A 17,829-nucleotide genomic window follows, 5' to 3' on the forward strand; every position below is an offset into this window, starting at 1 on the left:
CCGCGACGACGGGCATCCTCGCCACTCCGCTCTCGCGCGCAACTCCGCTCTCGCGTGGGAGGGGGCGGGCGGGTGCGGGTCGGTCCCGTCCCGCTGCGAGCGGGACGGGACCGGCAGGTGTGTCAGGCGCGCGACCCGCCGGACGAGTCCTCGACGGTCGGGGATTCCGTGGTGCCCTGCGGACCATCACCGGAGCGGTCACGGTCACCCGGCCGCTCGCCCTCAGGGCCTGCGCCCCTCGGGCCGCCGTGGCCGGCGAAGCCCTGCTCGACCGCCTCCGTGATCTGCTCCTCGAGGGCCGCGGCGCGCTCGTCGGCGTCGGCCTGCGTGAGCCGGCCGTCGGCCACGGCCTCGTCCAGCCGCTCGGTCGCGGCGGCCACGAGGGCGTCGACGAGCTCAGCCGTCCCCACGCCCTGCTCCTCGGCGACCTCCGCCAGGGTGGAGCCGTCCGCGAGCTCCTCGCGCAGCTCCTCGGCGGTCAGGCCGAGCTTCTCAGCGGCGGCGTCCAGTGAGACGCCCCCGCCCCCTCCGCCGCCGCGTCCGTGGTCACGCGGGCCGTCCTGCTCCCCCAGGGCCTCGGCGACGGCGTCGGCCGCGTCCTGCGTGAGGGTGCCGTCCTCCACGAGGTCGGCGAGGGCCTCACGCAGGTGGTCCTCACGATTACCGTGGACCGTCTGCTCCTGCTTGGCCGCGCCGTCGTCCGTGTCGGGCTGCCCACTCGCGGGCAGCAGCGCCGCGCCGGCGAGGGCGATCGCCGCGACGCCGCCGGCGCCCAGCATGCCGAGCTTGGTGGTCCTGCGCATGTGTCTGTCTCCGTTCGTCGGGGTGGGAGGGGTGGTGCCCCGTTGCCCCTACTCTCCGCAACGATCCTGGGACGACACTTGAACGAGGCTGTGTGCCGGACACAGACTCCGGCCGCTCCCGGTGCGGCCCCCGCGGCCGAACGGTTGGTCGCCGGGCTACTGCGCGCTGCGCAGGCTCCGCAGCGCGATGGCGGCGGCGAGGACCATGAGGACGATGCCGATCGCGGAGGTGAGGACGACGCCGGAGTCGAAGGCGTGCCGGGCCGACTCGAGCAGCTGCTCCGCGAGGGTCGGCGGCAGGCCCACGGCCACCTCCGTCGCCCCGCCGAGGGTCTCCCCCGCCGCACGCGCGTCGTCGGCAGGGATGCCGTCGGGAACGACGACGCCGCTGCGGTAGACGGCGGTGAGGATGCTGCCGAGGACGGCGGTGCCGAGCACGGCGCCGAGCTCGTAGGCCGTCTCGGAGACCGCCGACGCAGCACCGGCCTTGGCGGCGGGAACGCTGGAGAGGATGAGGTCGTTGGAGATCGTCTCCGCCGAGCCCACGCCGGCGCCGAGGATGACGAAGGCGAGCATGAGCCCGAGGTCGGACCCGGCCTGCCCGCTCGCGAGGACCACCCCGTACCCGACGGCGTTGAGGAGCAGGCCGCCGGCGACCACCTTCGCCGGGGAGACGCGGCGCACGACGCGCACGACGGCGAGCCCGGCGATGATCGTCACGACCAGCCCGGGCAGAAGGAAGAGTCCGGCCTCGACCGGGCCACGGCCGCTCACGAGCTGCAGGTGCTGGGCGACGAAGAAGAGGAACCCGACCATCGAGAAGACGCTGAGCAGGTTCGCCGCGACCGAGCCGCTGAAGACGGGGTTGGTGAAGAGCCGGACGTCGAGCAGCGGCACCTCGCGGCGCAGCTGGCGGCGCACGAAGAGGGAGCCGACGGCCAGGCCGAGGAGGATCGGGACCACGCTGCCCGGGCCCACGCCCGACTCGGCGACCTTCTTGATCCCGTAGACGAGCGGCACCATCGCCCCGAGGGAGAGCGCGATGCTCACCGGGTCCACCGGGCCGGGGTCGGGGTCACGGGACTCGGGCACGAGGATCGGGCCGAGGACGAGGAGCGGCACGAGGACGGGGACGGCGAGGAGGAAGACCGAGCCCCACCAGTAGTGCTCGAGGAGGAAGCCGCCGACGATCGGCCCGAGCGCGGCGCCGCCGGAGAAGCCCGCCGCCCAGACCGCGATCGCGGTCCGCCGCTCGTGGGGGTCGACGAAGATGTTGCGGATGAGCGACAGCGTTGCGGGCATGAGCATCGCGCCGAAGAACCCGAGCGCGGCACGCGCGGCGATGAGCAGCCCCGCGGTCGGGGCGAACGCCGCGACCGCGGAGACCGCCGCGAAGCCGGTGGCGCCGATGAGCAGGAGGCGTCGGCGCCCGAGCCGGTCGCCGAGGCTGCCCATGGGCACGAGGAGCCCGGCGAGCACGAGCGGGTAGGCGTCGACGATCCAGAGCAGCTCGGTGCCGCCCGGACGCAGGGACTCCGAGATCGACGGGACGGCGAAGCTCAGCACCGTGTTGTCGACGGCGACGAGCAGCACCGGCAGCATGAGGACGACGAGCGCCGCCCACGGGCGGGCGGCGGGCGAGCGCTGCGAGTCGGTTCGGTCGGACATGGTCGAGGCCAAGGTCGGTGCTCCGGCAGGACTTCGGGACGGACGGGACGACGCGTGCGGCGCCGACCGCCCACTGTACCGTCTGGACGGTTCGGAGTGCCTGTGGGTAGCGTCTCCCCCATGACGGCACGCGACAAGGTCCTCGACGCCTTCGAGGAGCTCCTCGTCAGCGAGGGCGCCCGGGCCGCCACCCTCGATGCCGTCGCCGCCCGCGCGAGCGTCTCCAAGGGCGGCCTGCTCTACCACTTCCCGAGCAAGGACGCGCTCGTCGACGGCCTGCTCGAGCGCCTCACGCGACTCGCCGCGGCCGACACCGAGGCGATGGCCGCCGACCCGCGTGGGCCCTCGGCCTACTACGTCGACTCCTCGGTCGCCGACGGCTCCGCGCTCGACCGCGCGATGGTGGCGGCCGTCCGCCTGGCCCAGGAGGCCGACACCCGGGCGCGCGAGGCCCTCCACGCAGCCCACCACGCCTGGTTCTCCCTCATCCTCGAGGAGGTCGGGGACCGCGCGATCGCCCGCGCGATCGTCCTGCTCGGGGACGGCCTCTACTACAACGCCGTCCTCACGGCCGGGGGCATCGCCTCCGACGACGTCGCCGGCACCCGCCCCCAGGACCGGGCCGAGCTGCTCGCGGTCGTCGCGCTGCTCAAGGAACAGGCGGCAGCCCGCCGCTGAGCCCGCTCCCGTCCGTGGACAGCCCTGCCGCGCCCGGCGCGGTGCCGCACAATGGCCGGCGAGACCCCGTCCCGAGGAGCGCCCCGATGTCCCTGACCGTCGCCGTCGTCCAGCTCGCGCCGACCGAGGACAAGGCCGCGAACCTCGCGACGATCGAGCGGCTGCTGCGCCGCGCCCGGGAGCGTGGCACGCGGCTCGCCGTGCTGCCGGAGTTCTCCGTCTTCACCGCCTCGGCGATGGACGAGCGCTTCGTCGACAGCGCCGAGCCGCTCGACGGCCCGGCCGTCACCCGCCTGGCCGCACTCTCGGCCGAGCTCGGTCTCGCCGTCGTCGCCGGGGTCAACGAGATCGCGGACGGCGGCCGGATCCACAACACCCTCGTCGGCATCGACGGCGGCGAGGTCAGGGCCGCCTACCGCAAGGTCCACCTGTACGACGCGTTCGGCTACCGCGAGTCCGACCGGGTCCTCGCGGCCGACCTCGCGCCACCGGCGCTGCTGGAGGTCGACGGCTTCACCGTCGGCATGCAGACCTGCTACGACCTGCGCTTCCCCGAGTCCACGCGGGTGCTCGTCGACGCCGGCGCGGACGTCGTCGCCCTGCCCGCGCAGTGGGTGCCCGGCCCGCTCAAGGAGTACCACTGGACCACCCTGCTGCGGGCGCGGGCGATCGAGAACACCGCCTACGTCCTCGCCGCGGACCAGTGCGCGCCGACCGGCGCCGGGCACAGCACGGTCCTGGACCCGATGGGCGTGGCCCTGGCCGGTGTGGGCGAGGCCGAAGGACTGGCGACGGCGGTCCTGGAGCGGGAGCGCCTGGAGCAGGTCCGCGCGACGAACCCGGCGCTGACCCTGCGGCGTTACGCCGTCGTGCCCAAGGAGCGCTAGCCCCGCCCGGGTCGCCCGGACGACCGTGCGCCCGCCCGCAACACCGTGCGCCCGGTGGAACGGGGGCACGGTGAGCGGAGCGGGCGCACAGTGGCGCAGCGCGGGTCAGGCCAACGCGCGCCTGCGCACCGCGAGCAGCACGGCGCCCGCGAGCAGCAGCACCCCGACCACCCCGGCCGCGGGTGCGAGCGCGGCGCCCGTCGCGGGCAGCCGGTCCGGCCCGGCGCCGGACGCCGGCGCACCGGCGGTCGGCCCCGGCTCCGCCGGCGCGGGCTCGGCCGTGGTCGGCGCCTCGGTCGGCTCCTCGGTGGGCTCCGGGCCCGCCGTGGGCTCGTCCGTCGGCACCTCGGCCGGCGGGTCCGCCGGCGCCGGGAGCGCCAGCGCGACGACCGGCTCGAGCTCGGTCTCGAACAGGCGCGGCCAGGGCAGCGCGACGTGCGTCGAGACGAGGTCCCCGATCGTCGCGCTCACCCCGTCCACGCCGGGCAGGACGACGACGTCGCGGCCGGCGAAGTGCGTCGCGTGGAACTCCTCGGTGAGCGGGACGAGCCGCTCGGCGACGAACGCCTCCATGACGACGGCCTGCTCGTCGGTGAGGCCGAAGACGTTCCACCCGTCGGCCTGCGCGGCGGCGTAGGCCGCGGGCTGGACGTCGTTCTTCCAGCGGTCGTCGAGCACGAACCGGTGCAGCAGGTAGCTCACGTGCACCTGCGCCTGCTCCAGCGCCTCCTCCGCGGTGACGTCGGCGGGCAGGCTCTCGAGGTAGGACCACCGGGCGAACCCGTGGCCGGTGGCGACGCCGAGCGCGTTGCCGGCGGTGTTCCACGCCGAGTAGGCGAGCAGCGAGGCGAGCTCGACCGACTCCTCCAGCCGGTCGGTGAGCGCCCGCTCGGCCCGGTTGACCTCGAGCGCGTCGAGGACGATGACGTCCTCCCCCGCTGCCTGCAGCTCGGCGACGCGGGCGACGAACGCGTCGAGGTCGGCCGCGCGGTCACCGCCCTCGGCCGTGGGCGTGTTGACCATGAGCCGGATGTCGGGGTCCCGCGTGACGACCGTGCCGCCGGCGGCCACGACGTGCCGCTCGATGTTCTCCTCGTACGTCGTGTCCTCGAACGGCGCGACCCAGTCGGCGCCCGGGATGCCGGAGTACTCCACGGCCACCGTCGGGCTCGTCCCGTTGCGCTGCTGGACGAACCGGCTCACGAGGGTCGCGTCGACCTCGTCGGCGCCGGGGAAGATCTGGACGACGTCCTGCACGCCGAGCTCGGCGACCAGCGCGCGCAGCTCCTCGCGCTCGGCCCGGTGCAGACCGTGGGGGGCGGCGTCGTCCTGGGCGAGGACGAGGTGGTCGACCACGCCCTCGGCGGCCCACTCGACGAGCAGCCGGTTGATCTGGTGGTTGCGCTCGCGCGCGGCCACGTAGTCGGCGAGCACGTCGTCGGGGATCTGGGCGCGGATCGCCTCCAGGTCCGCCCGCAGCTCCTCGTGGCCGAGGTTCTCCACCCGGTCGGTGAGGATCGCCCACTGCTGGATGAGCGTGTAGTACAGCTCGGCGTTCTCCCCGAGGGCCGACAGTGCGAGGCGCTGGATCGTGTCGTAGACGAAGATCGGCGTCCCGGGGTTCTGCTCGCGCAGCTCGCGGAGCACCGAGACCCGCTCGCGGGCCTCCTCGGCCGTGGCGGCCACGCCGGTGCGCGAGGCGATGAGCCCGCCGTAGGCGAGCATGCTCACCGAGACGACGTAGCCGTCGGCGTCGTCCTGCTCGAGCAGCCACTGCCCGACGGCGTCGCCGTCGCCCGGGGTGGTGAAGGTGCCGATGAGCTCGTCGGGCGGGAAGAGGGTGGCGACGTCCGCCGTCGCCGCCGTCATCTGCGGGAAGTAGACGTTCGCCGGCCGGTCGTCGAGCGGGACGACGACGAGCGTGGCCTCGTCGTCCGGCACGGGCGCGGCGCCCGCGGGCACCGCGAGGGCGGTGGTCACGAGCGCCGCGGTGGCCAGGGCGGCCAGGGCACGGCTGGTGGTTCGGTGGGTCATGCAGGGGTCCTCACGTCGTCGTGGTGGGTGACTCAGCCCTTGAGGCCGGTCTGGGCCAGGCCCTGGATGAACTGGCGCTGGGCGAAGATGAAGACGACGAGCACCGGGATCACCGTGAGCGTCGTCGCGGCGAGCTGGACGTTCCAGATCGGGCCGCCGTAGGCGTCGACGTACTGCGTCAGCGCCTGGGGAAGGGTGAAGTTCTGCCGGCTGGAGAGGAACACGATCGGCTCGAGGTACATGTTCCAGGACTTGAGGAACATGAAGATCGCGACCGCGGCCACCGCCGGGCGGGCGAGCGGGAAGGCGATCCGCCAGAAGATGCCGAACCGGCTCAGGCCGTCCATCCGCCCGGCCTCCTCCAGCTCACCCGGCAGGCCGAGGAAGAACTGGCGCATGATGAACGTCGCCAGCACGCTCGGCGCCCCGAGGATCGGGATGACGATGAGCGGCCAGTGCGTGTCGATGAGCCCGAGGGTGTTGACCATCCGGAAGAGCGGCACGATCGTCACCTCGATCGGCACGAGCAGCCCGATGAGCACGACGACGAACAGCAGGTTCGCGCCCGGGAAGCGCACCCGGGCGAACGCGTAGCCGGCCATCGAGGAGAAGAGGATCGTGCCCACCGTGACGAGGGCGGCGATGTACAGGCTGTTCCAGTACTGCTGGGCGAACGGCTGGAGCTCGAAGACCTGCCGGTAGGGCTCGAGCGAGGGGCTCGCGGGCCACAGGGTGGGCGGCACGCGCAGGATCTCGCTCGTCGTCTTCATGCTCGACGTCGCCATCCACCACGTCGGGAAGAGGAACGGCACGGAGGCGACCGCCATGACGGCGACCAGCACCCAGCGCCAGGGGCGGCGGCGCACACGGCTCGCCCGCGGGGCGGAGTCCGGCCCGGGGGCGAACGTCGTCTCCCCGACGGCCTTGTCGACGACGTCAGACTTCATGGAACACCCACCGCTTCCGGGTCTGCCACTGAACGAGCGTCAGGGCGAGCACGATGACGAACAGCAGGACGGCGATCGCGCTCGCGTAGCCGAACTGGTTGAACTCGAAGGCCTGGCGGTACAGGTAGTAGACGAGCACCGTCGTCGAGTTGCCCGGCCCGCCGTTGGTGAGGACGTCGATGAGCGCGAACGTCTCCAGCGAGCCGACGATCGTGAGGATCGAGACGAGCAGCACGGTCGGGGAGATCATCGGCATGACGATCGACCAGAACCGGCGCCAGGGCCCCGCGCCGTCGAGCCTCGCGGCCTCCTGGATCTCCTCGGGCACGCCCTGGAGCGCGGAGAGGAACAGGATCATGTTGAGCCCGACGTTCTTGAAGACCTGGACGACGACGACGGCGACCATCGCCGTGACGTTCCCGCGCAGCCAGTTCGGCCCGTCGACGCCGAAGAGCCCGACGAAGGAGTTGATGCCGCCGTCGGCCTGGAGCAGGAAGCCCCACACGATCGTCCACGCCACGAGGGACACGACGACCGGGGAGAAGAACGCGACCCGGAAGAACGTCGTGCCCGGCAGCTTCTGGTTGAGCAGCACGGCGAGGAACAGCGCCAGGCTGATGTTGAGGACGACGACGCCGAGGGAGAACCATCCGCTGGCGACGAGCGAGTCGTGCAGGGAGGAGTCCTCGAGCATCCGCTCGTAGTTCGCAGCACCGGCGAAGGTGAACGTGCCGGCGAGGACGTTCCACTCGTGCAGCGAGTACCAGATCACCGCGATGAGCGGGCCGACGACGAACAGCAGGCTGCCCGCGATGACCGGCGCGGTGAACGCGTAACCCCAGGCGGCGTCCCGCCGCCGCCAGGCGGACCGGCGCTGCCGGCCCGCCTGGCTTCCGGTGATGACCGACATCAGCCCTCGAGGAGGGGTTCGATCGTCGAGCAGAGGTCCCCGAGCACGGTCTCGACGTCTGCGGACGGGTTCCACAGCGAGTCGAGCTCGCCGCGCACGGCGGCGTCGAGCTGGGCGAAGTTGCTGTGCGCGGGCTTCACCTGGGCGCCGACGATGCTGCTGATGACGGCGCTCTCGAGCTGCTCGGGCGACAGCAGCGGGTTGGCGGCGCCGAGGACGTCGGCGGTGAGGAGGGACTCACGCGGCGGCGGGAAGTAGGCGGCGAGCTTCTCCGCGCTCTCCGGGCTGGTGAAGTAGGCGAGGAAGTCGGCCGCGATCTCGGGGTTCGCGCCGTTCTCCAGCACGCCGATGCCGGCCTGGCCGATGACGCTCTGCTGACCGGCGGGGCCGGCCGGGAGCGGCACGACGTCCCACTCGAAGGAGCCGTCGAGGGAGGACGCGCGGGAGATCTGGGTGATCGTCATCGTCACGTCGCCGGCGAAGAAGTCCGCGGCGGTACCCGGGCCGGGCATGGCGCCCTGGGTGAAGACGGCGTCGTGGAACCAGGTCATCACGTCGACCATGGCCGGGTCGGTGAAGGTGCACTGGGTGCCGTCGGCCGACCACGGGGTGGCCTCCCAGCCGCCCCAGATGGTGGCGAGGTTGCCCCAGGCGGAGTAGTCGAAGTCGCGCACGACGAGCCCCGCCCCGCCGAGCGCCTCGGCACTGGCCGCCGAGATGTCGCGGGCGGCGTCGAAGGTCCACCCGCCCTCGGCGAGCAGGTCGGCCGGGTTGGCCTGGCCGGACTCGGCGATGCGGTCGGTGTTGACGAACACGACGAACGGGGAGTTGGAGAACGGGTAGGCGAACAGGCCATCGCCGTCGGACCACAGGTCGAGGGAGGAGTCGAGCAGGTCGTCGTAGGCGTAGCCCTCGGCGCCCTCGAGCGCCGGCTTGATGTCGGCCAGTGCCCCGCTCGAGACGAACTCCGGCGCCGTGTTCTCGAAGATCCACGCGAGGTCGGGCGGGTTGCCGCCGGCGAGCTGGGTGGTGAGCGTCGTCGTGTAGTCCTCGAAGGGCAGCGGCTCGAAGGTGACGCTGGCGACGGTCTCGGGGTTCGCCTCGACGTACTCGGCGGCGATCTCGTCGAAGAGCGCGAGCTGGCTCTCGTCGGCGGTCCAGACGGTCATGCGCAGGTCGACGGGGGCGTCCGGGGTGGCCTCGGAGCCGCCGTCGTCGCCCGCGCCGCAGGCGGCGAGGGAGCCCACGCCGAGCGTGAGGACGGCGAGGGTGGTGATCAGAGTTCGACGGTGAACCATCTTCTCTCCTTCTGTACGGGGTTGGCCGAGCACCGGGCGGCGTCGGCGGAGGGGGTGACGGGCCGGGTCAGTAGCCGTAGACGCCGTCCGGCCAGTGGAGCTCCACGCCGTCGGCGATGAGCCGCGACTGGAGCTGGTCCACGAGCGCGGGCTCGGCGTGGACCTGGTGAGGAGTCGTACGGTCCTGCAGGGAGGTCGCGGCGAGGACGCCCGCGACCTCGCCGATGTTCCACTCGACCGGGTGGAGGCGGTAGCAGCCGTTGGTGATGTGGGTGGTGCCGATGTTCTTGGCCGCGGCCAGCAGGTTGGTGACCCGCTGGGGGATGAGGGCGCCGAGCGGGATCTCGAAGGGCGCCGAGCCGACGTCGACGTAGTTGTCGCCGCCGGTGGAGGGGTGCAGGTCGATGCGGTACATGCCCACGCCCACGCTGTCGGGGTAGCGGCGCGAACCCTGGTCGCCGCGGATCGCGAGGGAGACGTCCTGCTCGCGGATGGTCTCCAGGGCGCGGATGCGGCGTCCCTCGCGGTGGTAGGGCGCCATCGCCAGGCCGTCCTCGGTGCCCATGACGTCCGGGCGCAGGCGCAGGCCGGGCCAGCCGGTGCCGCCGTCGGGGCGCGGCGCCTCGGTCTGCATCCAGTAGAGCATCGAGAGGCTGAGCTGGCGGGCGTCCTCGAGGCGGGCGGCGGCGACGTCGTCGTCCACGTCGATGACGGGACCCTCGAAGTAGTCGATGCTCGGCCAGTTGACCAGCGTGATGTCGCTGTCGTAGGTGCCGGGCTCGAAGAGGTCCTTGGCGGCGATGCGCCGGAAGGTCCACAGGTTCCCGTCACCCGGGTTGAGGCTCTGGTCGGCGAAGACCGACAGCGGCTCGTCCCCCGGGTTGGGCTCGAAGTGCCGCTCGACGATCTCCAGCGTGCGGGGGTGGGGGGCGGTCCAGCTCACGAGGTTGGCGCCCCAGAAGTCGGGCCGCACCGAGCGCCAGTGGTCGTACTGGGCCGGCCGCTCGATGGTGTTGTCCTCCCCCTCGACGTGGTCGAGGGCGAAGCAGATGGACAGCGCCTGGACGTTCTCCGGCTGGGCCTCGGCGGGGGCGCTGGGCTCGCCGGTCTCGGCCGAGGACTCGAAGCCGGTGACGTACTCGGTGCCGGACAGGGGCAGCAGCTCCCCGGTCTCCGTGGCGTCCAGGACGTAGTCGGCGCCGATGGTGGTCCGCTCCCCCGTGCGCAGGTCCTCGAGGGTGACGGCGCGGATCGCGTCGCCGTCCATCTCGCAGGCGACGGGGCGGCGGTGCATGAGGATGCGCAGCCGTCCGCCGGAGACGTAGGGGGCGAGCATCTCGTCGATGACGGCGACGGCCACGCGCGGCTCGTGGCACAGCTTGCTCACCCAGCCGGCGCCGGGGTTGAGGTCGTGCTTGCGGCGGGCCGCCTCCTTGAGGGGGTAGGTGCGGCGGTAGTAGTCCCGGATGCCGTCGCGGAAGCGCCGGTAGGAGGCGGTGCAGCCGAAGTCCTCGATCCACGGGTGCTCGTCCGGCGGGACCGCCTGGGACGTCGACTGACCGCCGAGCCAGGCGAACTCCTCGGTGAGGACGACGTGCGCGCCGTGCCGGAGCGCGCCGAGGGCCGCGGCGACGCCGCCGAGACCTCCGCCGACGACGAGTACCTGGGTGCGAAGTTCCACCAGCTATGCCTTTCTGTTGGGCTCGGGCCGGGTGTCCGGCGCGGGGCACGGGGCGACGGTCGCCCCGTCGACGAGGGTGCAGGGGATGGAGACCTGGAGGTCGTCCGGGTCGGCGGGCTCCGCCGCCAGCTGGCGCAGGACGATGCGCAGCGCGTGCGCTCCCATCTCCCAGCGCGGGATGAGGAAGCCGGTCCAGTCGACGTCCTCGCCGTCGGGACGCTCGGGGTCCCCGAGGCGGGCGATGGACAGGTCGCGCGGGACGTCCAGGCCACGGGCGAGCGCGGCGCGGCGCAGCGGGGCGGCGAGGTCGGAGGTGACGACGGCGGCGGTCACTCCCCCGCCCTCGAGCGCGTCGAGGAGCTGGCCGGAGGTGAGGTCCGGCGCGTCGAAGGTCACCGGCTGCAGCCCGGCGGAGGACATCGCGTCGCGGTAGCCGCGGGCGCGGTCCTCGATCGACTCGTGGCCGGTGAACTCGTTGACGAGCGCGATACGCCGGTGGCCGAGAGCGAGCAGCCGCTCGACGACGGCGCCGGTCGCCTCCCCGTACGCGGCGGCCGCGTAGGGTGCCTGACCACCCGGGGCCTCGCGGCGCCCGACGAAGGCGAAGGGAAAGTCCTGGCGCAGGAGCTCGGTGAGGTCCTCCGGGTAGCTGCCGCGCCCGAGGAGCACGCAGCCGTCGGCCACGCGCAGGCGGGCGACCCGCCCGGTGGAGACGAGGCTCTTGCCCACGCGCCCGGACATCGAGGTGAACATGAGGAGGTCGACGCCGGAGCGCTCGGCCTCGTCCTCGACACCCTCCATGAACGGGTAGTAGAAGTCGGCCGCCGCGTGGGGGAAGACCGGCTCGTAGGTGTAGATCCCGACGATCGAGCTGCGCCCGCCGGCGAGCCGCTGGGCGCTGGGGTTGGCCGCGTACCCGGTGACGGCGATCGCGTCGAGCACCTTGTCGCGGACCTCGGCGCTCACCCGGCGCTGGGCCACGCCCGTGCCGTTGAGGACCATCGACACCGTGGTCTGGCTGACGCCCGCGAGGCGCGCCACATCGGCCTGCGTCGCGCGCCGTCCCTTGACCACCATGTCGTCTCCTTCGACCTCGTGCTGCGCAAGAGAATCGGGTTTTGCGTAAAACCACAACCTCGCCACAGGCGCCGGGTCATGCGCACAACGTGATGATCCGTCCAGCCGCTGTTCGCCCGGTGGACGAAACCCTTGTTGTTTTGCGTATGACGCAGTTCGATGCCGAGCACACCGACGAGGTCCGTGAAGGCGCGGACCCGGACAGGAGAGGACCCGATGAGAACGAGAACACGGGGGACGCTCGCGCTCGCCGTCACCGCAGCGCTGGCCATGGGAGTGGTCGCCGGCGGCTCGGCGACCGCCGCCCCACCGACGGTGGTGGGCGCCGCTGTGAGCGAGGCGCCGACCCAGGAGGACCTCCCGGTCTTCCAGTACCAGGGCATCATCACCGACAAGGAGACGATGTCGTACAACCCGACCGACGAGTACATCTTCCCCAGCGTCTTCCACGCCGGGGCCCACCTGGAGGACCCCCTCGCCGAGTGGTACCTCTACCTCGGCCCGCACGACGCCCCGGGCGGCATCGTCCTCATGTACGCCGACTCACTCGCCGGCCCGTGGACGGAGCACGAGGGCGGACCGGTCATCGCCAACGAGTGGGACGACCACTACTCGGTCTCCCACGTGGCCACTGCCGAACCCTTCTGGCACCCGGAGGAGGACCGGCTCTACGTCTACTTCCACGGGGAGAACACGACGACGCGGTACGCGACGTCCTCGGACGGCGTCCACTTCGACTACGGCGGTGTCGCCGTGACGACCGCCCAGGGCGGGGAGGGGATCACCGAGACCTCCTACGCGCGGGTCTTCGAGCACCCCGACGCGACCTCGCCCTATGCGTACGCGATGTTCTACATGGACAACACGACGCAGGACATCCGGCGTATCCGCGTCGCGGAGTCCTACGACGGTCGCGAGTGGGACGTGCGCCCCGAGCCGCTCGTCGTCCCCGGAGCCGCCGAGGGCCAGAACGTCTCGAGCGCGAACCTCTGGGAGTGGGAGGGGCAGCTGTACGTCATCTACCACGCGTCGTCGGGCAAGATCCACGCTCGCACCGTCGACGACGCGCTCACCGAGACCGGCCCGACCTGGACCCTTCACGAGGCGAGCGGCGTCGGGGACGACACAGGTCGCGTGGCGGCGCCGGACATCGTCACGGACGAGACCGGCACCTACCTGTTCTACGAGTCCGGCGACCGGCTCGGCGCGACGATCAAGTACGCCAAGCTCGACCCCGACGCCGTGCGGGAACCCGCTCCCGGCGTCGACCCCGACCCGCTGCGCCGGCAGTGCAGCGGCGCCGCGTCCGACGAGTTCGACGCGACAGCCCTCGACCCGGAGCTGTGGTCAGCCGGCGAGCGGACGGAGGCGAGCCGCCACGAGCTGAGGGACGGCTCGCTCGTCCTGCCGACCTACCGCGCGGGCGTCAACGGGGCCCCGCTGCTCCTCCAGGAGCTGCCCGACGGCCCGTGGGAGGTGACGACCGAGGTGAGCGTCGCGCCGACGGAGCCGTTCCAGCAGGCCGGTCTCCTGCTCTACGCCGACGACGCCAACTACGCCAAGCTCGACCTCGTCCACGGCTCGGCGGGCCTGCGTCTGGAGTACATCCTGCGGACGAACGGGAGCGACCGGAACACCGGCTTCGACTCCGTCACCCCGGGCGACCGGGTCGGTGACCAGCTGTGGCTCAGGCTCACCAGCGACGGCGACACCGCCCTCGCGTCCGTCTCCTTCGACGGCGAGACCTTCGAGCCGTGGGGCCGGCCGGTGGACCTCGACCGGCTCTCCCCCACGGCGATCGGCCCCTTCGCCATGAGGGGGGCCACTGCTGCCCCGGAGATCGAGGCCTCCTTCGCGTGGCTGCGGTGGACCCCGACCGCCGCGGAGCAGAGCGCCTGCGACGAGGAGCTCACCGTGCCCGAGGCGCCGGCCGACGACGAGTCCGCCGCCCCCGGCCGAGCCGTCCTGCGCACGACGAGCGGCTGGGCGCACGGCCTCCACGACGGGAGCTTCGAGGTGCTCCTCGACCTGTGGTGGGGCACCAACGGCAGCGTCTTCGCGCTCTACGAGAACGGCCGACTCATCGCCGTCGAGGAGCTCGCGCTGCGCACGCCGCACGCCCAGTCGCTCCGCGTCCCGGTCACCGGGCGGCCGGACGGGACGTACGTGTACAGCGGTGTGCTCCTCAACTCCCGGGGGGCGACGGAGACGGCACCGGTCACCGTCGTCGTCGACGACGCGGCCCCTGGTACTCCCGTGCTCAGCCACGACAACTGGGACGGGGACGGCGCGTTCACCGTGACCGCGAACCTGTGGTGGGGGACGAATGCGACGTCCTACCGGATCCTCGAGGACGGTGTGGTGGTCGCCGAGGGGGCGCTCACGGCCGCGACGCCCGGTGCCCAGCAGGCGACGGCGACGGTGACCGGCCGAGCACCGGGCAGCCACACGTACGTGGCCGAGCTGACCAACGCGGCCGGGAGGACGGTGAGCGCGCCGCTCGCGGTGCCCGTCCGCCGGTAGCCCGGCACTGTGCGCCCGTTCCCTGCACCGAGCGCCCCGTCCAGCGGGCGCACGGTGTGCGGAACGGGCGCACGGGTCGGCGCGAGGCGGCCGGCCGGGCTCAGGTCCGCCAGGGGATGCCGAGGATCGTGTCCGGCGGCGGGCCGAGCTCGTCCGGCGGGACGCGCGGGGGCCGCTCGCCGGGCCACCGCGGGCCGACCCAGATCCGCCACAGACCCTCGTGCTCCAGGAGGTGCCCGACGGCGCTCAGGGACGCGGGGCGGGCGGCGGCGAGCTGGCCGCGCAGCTCCGGCGCGTGCTCGGCCGGGACGAAGCCGACGATGACGTTGTGCCACAGCACGACGACGCGCCCCTCGGCGCCGTCCTGGAGCAGCAGCTCGGCGCGGGTCTCCCCCGGTGCGCGGGACGTGCGCCGGGCCTCGGCGACGGATCGCTGGAGGGCGCGTGCCTCGGCGCACCAGAACCCCTCGGGCACGTCAGCGGGCACCGGGGGTGGTGTGCGGCGGAAGAGGCTCACCCGCACATCATCCCCGGTGCCCGCGGAATCTCGCTCAGCGGCCCCCGCGCCGCTTGCTCAGCAGGTCGAAGGCCACGGCCACGAGGAGCACCAGCCCCTTGATCACCTGCTGCCAGGCCGGGTCGACCGCCATGATCGACAGGCCCATGTTGAGCACGCCCATGATGAGCGCACCGACGATGGCGCCGGAGATCTTGCCGACGCCGCCGCTCACCGCTGTGCCACCGATGAACGCCGCCGCGATCGCGTCGAGCTCGAACATGTTGCCCGCGGCCGCGACACCGGCACCCGCGCGCGAGGTCGTCACGACGCCGGCCAGTGCCGCCAGCATGCCCATGTTGACGAAGACCATGAAGTCCACGCGCTTGGTGTTGATGCCGGAGAGCATCGCGGCCTGGAGGTTGCCACCGACGGCGTAGATGTGCCGGCCGAACACCGTCCGGTTCATCACGAAGGAGTAGATGATCACCAGCACACCGATGATCACGAGGACGATCGGGGTGCCGCCCGCGCTCCGCGCGAGCAGGTAGGTGATGAACGCGATCAGCCCCGAGGACACCACGAGACGCCCGAGGAACGCCACGAACGGCTCCACCGCGAGGTCGTGCTTGCGCTTGGCGACCCGGCTGCGCACCTGCCCGATGACCACGCCCGCGATGGCGAAGGCGCCGATGAGCAGGGTGACGACGTCGAGGTTGGCGACGTAGCCCAGGACGTCGGGCAGCGAGCCGTTGGAGATGGCGTTGAACGGTCGCGGCAGGCCGGCCACCGTCGTCCCGACGAGGACGATCGCCAGCCCGCGGAAGATGAGCATTCCGGCGAGCGTGACGATGAACGCCGGGATGCCGACGTAGGCGACCCAGAAGCCCTGCCAGCACCCGATGAGGGCGCCGAGGACGAGCGCAGCGACGACGGCGAGCAGCCACGGCACGTCGTAGCTGTTCATGAGGATCGCCGTCACGCCACCGACGAAGGCCACGACCGAACCGACCGACAGGTCGATGTGCCTGGCCACGATCACCATGACCATGCCGATCGCCAGGATCATCACGTAGGCGTTCTGCTGGATGAGGCTGGCGACGTTGTTCGGGACCAGCAGCAGCCCGTCGGTGAGGATCTGGAAAAGGACGACGATGGCGACGAGCGCGATCATGATCCCGTACTGCCGGACGTTCCGGCTGAGGTACTGCGTCAGCTCGCTCATCGCGAGACACCTTCCCTGTCCATGGTCATGAGCTGCATGAGCCGCTCCTGAGTGGCTTCCTCGCGGGGCACGACACCCGTGATCCGCCCTTCGCTCATCGCGTAGATGCGGTCACAGATGCCGAGCAGCTCGGGTAGTTCGGAGGAGATGACGAGCACGCCCTTGCCCGCGGCGGCGAGCTCGTTGATCACCTGGTAGATCTCGTACTTCGCCCCGACGTCGATGCCGCGGGTCGGCTCGTCGAGGATGAGGACCTCAGGCCCGGTGTAGATCCACTTGCTCAGCGCGACCTTCTGCTGGTTGCCTCCGGACAGCTGCCCGACGATCGACTGCACCGTCGGGGTCTTGATCCGCAGGTCCCGGCGGTACCCGTCGGCCACCGCCGTCTCCTTGTTCTGGTCGATGACGCCGAGCTGTGCCAGCGCCTGGAGGTTGGCGACCGACACGTTCCGGCAGACGTCCTGGATGAGGTTGAGGCCGAACCGCTTGCGGTCCTCCGAGGCGTAGGCGATGCCGTGGCGGATCGCGTGCGCGACCGTCGTCGCCTTGACCTCCTCCCCGCGGACGAAGAGGTGGCCGTCGACGAGCGTGCCGTAGGCGCGGCCGAACACGGACATGGCGAGCTCCGTGCGCCCGGCGCCGATGAGCCCGGCGAGGCCGACGACCTCGCCGCGGCGCACGTCCAGGGAGGCACCGTCGACGACGAGGCGGTCCTGGTCGATGGGGTGGCGCACGGTCCAGCCCTCGACCCGCAGCACCTCCTCACCGATCCGGGGGGTGCGCTCGGGGTACCGGTGCTCGAGGTCGCGGCCGACCATGAGGCGGATGATCTCGTCCTCGGTCACCGGCTCCGGGCCGTGCATGTCGAGGGTCTTGATCGTGGAGCCGTCGCGCAGGACGGTGACGGAGTCGGCGATGGCCCCGATCTCGTTGAGCTTGTGGGAGATCATGATCATCGTCATCCCCTGCTCCTTCAGCTGTCGCATGAGCTGGAGCAGGTGGGCGCTGTCCTCGTCGTTCAGGGCCGCTGTGGGCTCGTCGAGGATGAGGAGGCGCACCTCCTTGGACAACGCCTTGGCGATCTCCACGAGCTGCTGGTGGCCGACGCCGAGGTCGACGATCTTGTCGTCCGGCTCGGCCGCGAGACCGACGCGAGCCATGAGCTTGGCGGCCTCGCTGTTCGTCGTGTTCCAGTCGATGACGCCCACGCGGGACCGCTCGTTGCCCAGGAAGATGTTCTCCGCGACCGAGAGGTACGGGCTGAGCGCGAGCTCCTGGTGGATGATGACGATCCCGCGCTGCTCGCTGTCGCGGATGGAGCGGAACTCGCAGGGTTCTCCCGCGAACAGGATCTCGCCGTCGTAGCTCCCGTGGGGGTAGACGCCGGACAGGACGTTCATCAGCGTCGACTTGCCGGCGCCGTTCTCGCCGACGATCGCGTGGACCTCGCCGCGCTTGACGACCAGGTCGACGTCCGTGAGCGCCTTGACGCCCGGGAACGTCTTGGTGATGCTCCGCATCTCGAGGATGGGTGGTTCTGTGACCATGACAGTCCTTGGGGTCGACGGCGTCCGCCCCGCCCAGTCCGGGACGGGGCGGACG

At 72.1% G+C, this 17,829-nt stretch carries 14 protein-coding genes; 3 read left to right on the top strand and 11 right to left on the bottom strand.

The window, feature by feature from the left end; translation table 11 throughout:
* Positions 1–122 precede the first annotated feature (122 nt).
* Positions 123–803 carry a hypothetical protein gene (locus FHE66_RS10275; protein ID WP_139072871.1) on the bottom strand — a complete coding sequence of 227 codons (681 nt, stop codon included), beginning with the start codon at positions 801–803 and terminating at the stop codon, positions 123–125.
* Between the two features lie 156 nt (positions 804–959).
* On the bottom strand, positions 960–2,471 hold the full coding sequence (locus FHE66_RS10280; protein WP_139072872.1) for an MFS transporter: 1,512 nt from the start codon (positions 2,469–2,471) through the stop codon (positions 960–962).
* A gap of 120 nt (positions 2,472–2,591) precedes the next feature.
* Between FHE66_RS10280 and FHE66_RS10285 the strand changes: the two genes are divergently transcribed.
* The gene (locus tag FHE66_RS10285) at positions 2,592–3,149 is read left to right on the top strand and encodes a TetR/AcrR family transcriptional regulator (RefSeq protein WP_139072873.1); all 558 of its coding nucleotides are present in this window, start codon (positions 2,592–2,594) and stop codon (positions 3,147–3,149) included.
* Between the two features lie 86 nt (positions 3,150–3,235).
* Positions 3,236–4,036, top strand: coding sequence for a carbon-nitrogen hydrolase family protein (locus tag FHE66_RS10290; protein WP_139072874.1), 801 nt, complete (start codon positions 3,236–3,238; stop codon positions 4,034–4,036).
* Between the two features lie 105 nt (positions 4,037–4,141).
* Here FHE66_RS10290 and FHE66_RS10295 read toward each other — a convergent pair whose 3' ends face one another.
* The 6 genes from FHE66_RS10295 to FHE66_RS10320 all read right to left on the bottom strand — a co-directional run bounded on the left by FHE66_RS10295 (position 4,142) and on the right by FHE66_RS10320 (position 11,983).
* On the bottom strand, positions 4,142–6,070 hold the full coding sequence (locus tag FHE66_RS10295) for a DUF4127 family protein (protein ID WP_139072885.1): 1,929 nt from the start codon (positions 6,068–6,070) through the stop codon (positions 4,142–4,144).
* A gap of 32 nt (positions 6,071–6,102) precedes the next feature.
* Complete coding sequence (locus FHE66_RS10300) at positions 6,103–7,017, bottom strand: carbohydrate ABC transporter permease (RefSeq protein ID WP_139072875.1); 915 nt, start codon at positions 7,015–7,017, stop codon at positions 6,103–6,105.
* Entirely contained in the window at positions 7,007–7,927 is a 921-nt protein-coding gene (locus FHE66_RS10305) for a carbohydrate ABC transporter permease (RefSeq protein WP_139072876.1), read from the bottom strand. Before FHE66_RS10305 ends, FHE66_RS10300 begins: the two co-directional genes overlap by 11 nt.
* Positions 7,927–9,225, bottom strand: coding sequence for an ABC transporter substrate-binding protein (locus FHE66_RS10310; RefSeq protein WP_139072877.1), 1,299 nt, complete (start codon positions 9,223–9,225; stop codon positions 7,927–7,929). Before FHE66_RS10310 ends, FHE66_RS10305 begins: the two co-directional genes overlap by 1 nt.
* A gap of 67 nt (positions 9,226–9,292) precedes the next feature.
* Complete coding sequence (locus tag FHE66_RS10315; protein ID WP_330998290.1) at positions 9,293–10,906, bottom strand: FAD-dependent oxidoreductase; 1,614 nt, start codon at positions 10,904–10,906, stop codon at positions 9,293–9,295.
* Positions 10,907–10,909: 3 nt separating this feature from the next.
* Complete coding sequence (locus FHE66_RS10320; RefSeq protein WP_139072879.1) at positions 10,910–11,983, bottom strand: LacI family DNA-binding transcriptional regulator; 1,074 nt, start codon at positions 11,981–11,983, stop codon at positions 10,910–10,912.
* Positions 11,984–12,199: 216 nt separating this feature from the next.
* Between FHE66_RS10320 and FHE66_RS10325 the strand changes: the two genes are divergently transcribed.
* On the top strand, positions 12,200–14,506 hold the full coding sequence (locus FHE66_RS10325) for a DUF1349 domain-containing protein (RefSeq protein ID WP_176554735.1): 2,307 nt from the start codon (positions 12,200–12,202) through the stop codon (positions 14,504–14,506).
* A 100-nt stretch (positions 14,507–14,606) separates the two neighbouring features.
* Here the strand turns inward: FHE66_RS10325 and FHE66_RS10330 are convergent, their stop codons facing one another.
* Genes FHE66_RS10330 through mmsA form a run of 3 tightly spaced genes read right to left on the bottom strand, consistent with a single transcriptional unit; the run spans position 14,607 to position 17,774 of the window.
* A complete protein-coding gene (locus FHE66_RS10330) occupies positions 14,607–15,023 on the bottom strand; it encodes a hypothetical protein (protein ID WP_139072881.1) in 417 nt (138 codons plus the stop codon).
* Positions 15,024–15,057: 34 nt separating this feature from the next.
* Positions 15,058–16,227 carry a multiple monosaccharide ABC transporter permease gene (gene mmsB / locus FHE66_RS10335; protein WP_139072882.1) on the bottom strand — a complete coding sequence of 390 codons (1,170 nt, stop codon included), beginning with the start codon at positions 16,225–16,227 and terminating at the stop codon, positions 15,058–15,060.
* A complete protein-coding gene (gene mmsA / locus FHE66_RS10340; RefSeq protein ID WP_139072883.1) occupies positions 16,224–17,774 on the bottom strand; it encodes a multiple monosaccharide ABC transporter ATP-binding protein in 1,551 nt (516 codons plus the stop codon). The genes mmsB and mmsA overlap by 4 nt, the downstream gene beginning before the upstream one ends.
* Between the last annotated feature and the right edge of the window lie 55 nt (positions 17,775–17,829).

Source organism: Georgenia sp. 311, assembly GCF_006151955.1.
Classification (GTDB): domain Bacteria; phylum Actinomycetota; class Actinomycetes; order Actinomycetales; family Actinomycetaceae; genus Oceanitalea; species Oceanitalea wutianyii.

Excerpts from the sequence above, each read along its gene's own strand:
- FHE66_RS10275 (WP_139072871.1), bottom strand. The coding sequence starts at position 803 with ATGCGCAGGACCACCAAGCTCGGCATGCTGGGCGCCGGCGGCGTCGCG.
- FHE66_RS10280 (WP_139072872.1), bottom strand. The coding sequence starts at position 2,471 with ATGTCCGACCGAACCGACTCGCAGCGCTCGCCCGCCGCCCGCCCGTGG.
- FHE66_RS10285 (WP_139072873.1), top strand. The coding sequence starts at position 2,592 with ATGACGGCACGCGACAAGGTCCTCGACGCCTTCGAGGAGCTCCTCGTC.
- FHE66_RS10290 (WP_139072874.1), top strand. The coding sequence starts at position 3,236 with ATGTCCCTGACCGTCGCCGTCGTCCAGCTCGCGCCGACCGAGGACAAG.
- FHE66_RS10295 (WP_139072885.1), bottom strand. The coding sequence starts at position 6,070 with ATGACCCACCGAACCACCAGCCGTGCCCTGGCCGCCCTGGCCACCGCG.
- FHE66_RS10300 (WP_139072875.1), bottom strand. The coding sequence starts at position 7,017 with ATGAAGTCTGACGTCGTCGACAAGGCCGTCGGGGAGACGACGTTCGCC.
- FHE66_RS10305 (WP_139072876.1), bottom strand. The coding sequence starts at position 7,927 with ATGTCGGTCATCACCGGAAGCCAGGCGGGCCGGCAGCGCCGGTCCGCC.
- FHE66_RS10310 (WP_139072877.1), bottom strand. The coding sequence starts at position 9,225 with ATGGTTCACCGTCGAACTCTGATCACCACCCTCGCCGTCCTCACGCTC.
- FHE66_RS10320 (WP_139072879.1), bottom strand. The coding sequence starts at position 11,983 with ATGGTGGTCAAGGGACGGCGCGCGACGCAGGCCGATGTGGCGCGCCTC.
- FHE66_RS10325 (WP_176554735.1), top strand. The coding sequence starts at position 12,200 with ATGAGAACGAGAACACGGGGGACGCTCGCGCTCGCCGTCACCGCAGCG.
- mmsB (WP_139072882.1), bottom strand. The coding sequence starts at position 16,227 with ATGAGCGAGCTGACGCAGTACCTCAGCCGGAACGTCCGGCAGTACGGG.
- mmsA (WP_139072883.1), bottom strand. The coding sequence starts at position 17,774 with ATGGTCACAGAACCACCCATCCTCGAGATGCGGAGCATCACCAAGACG.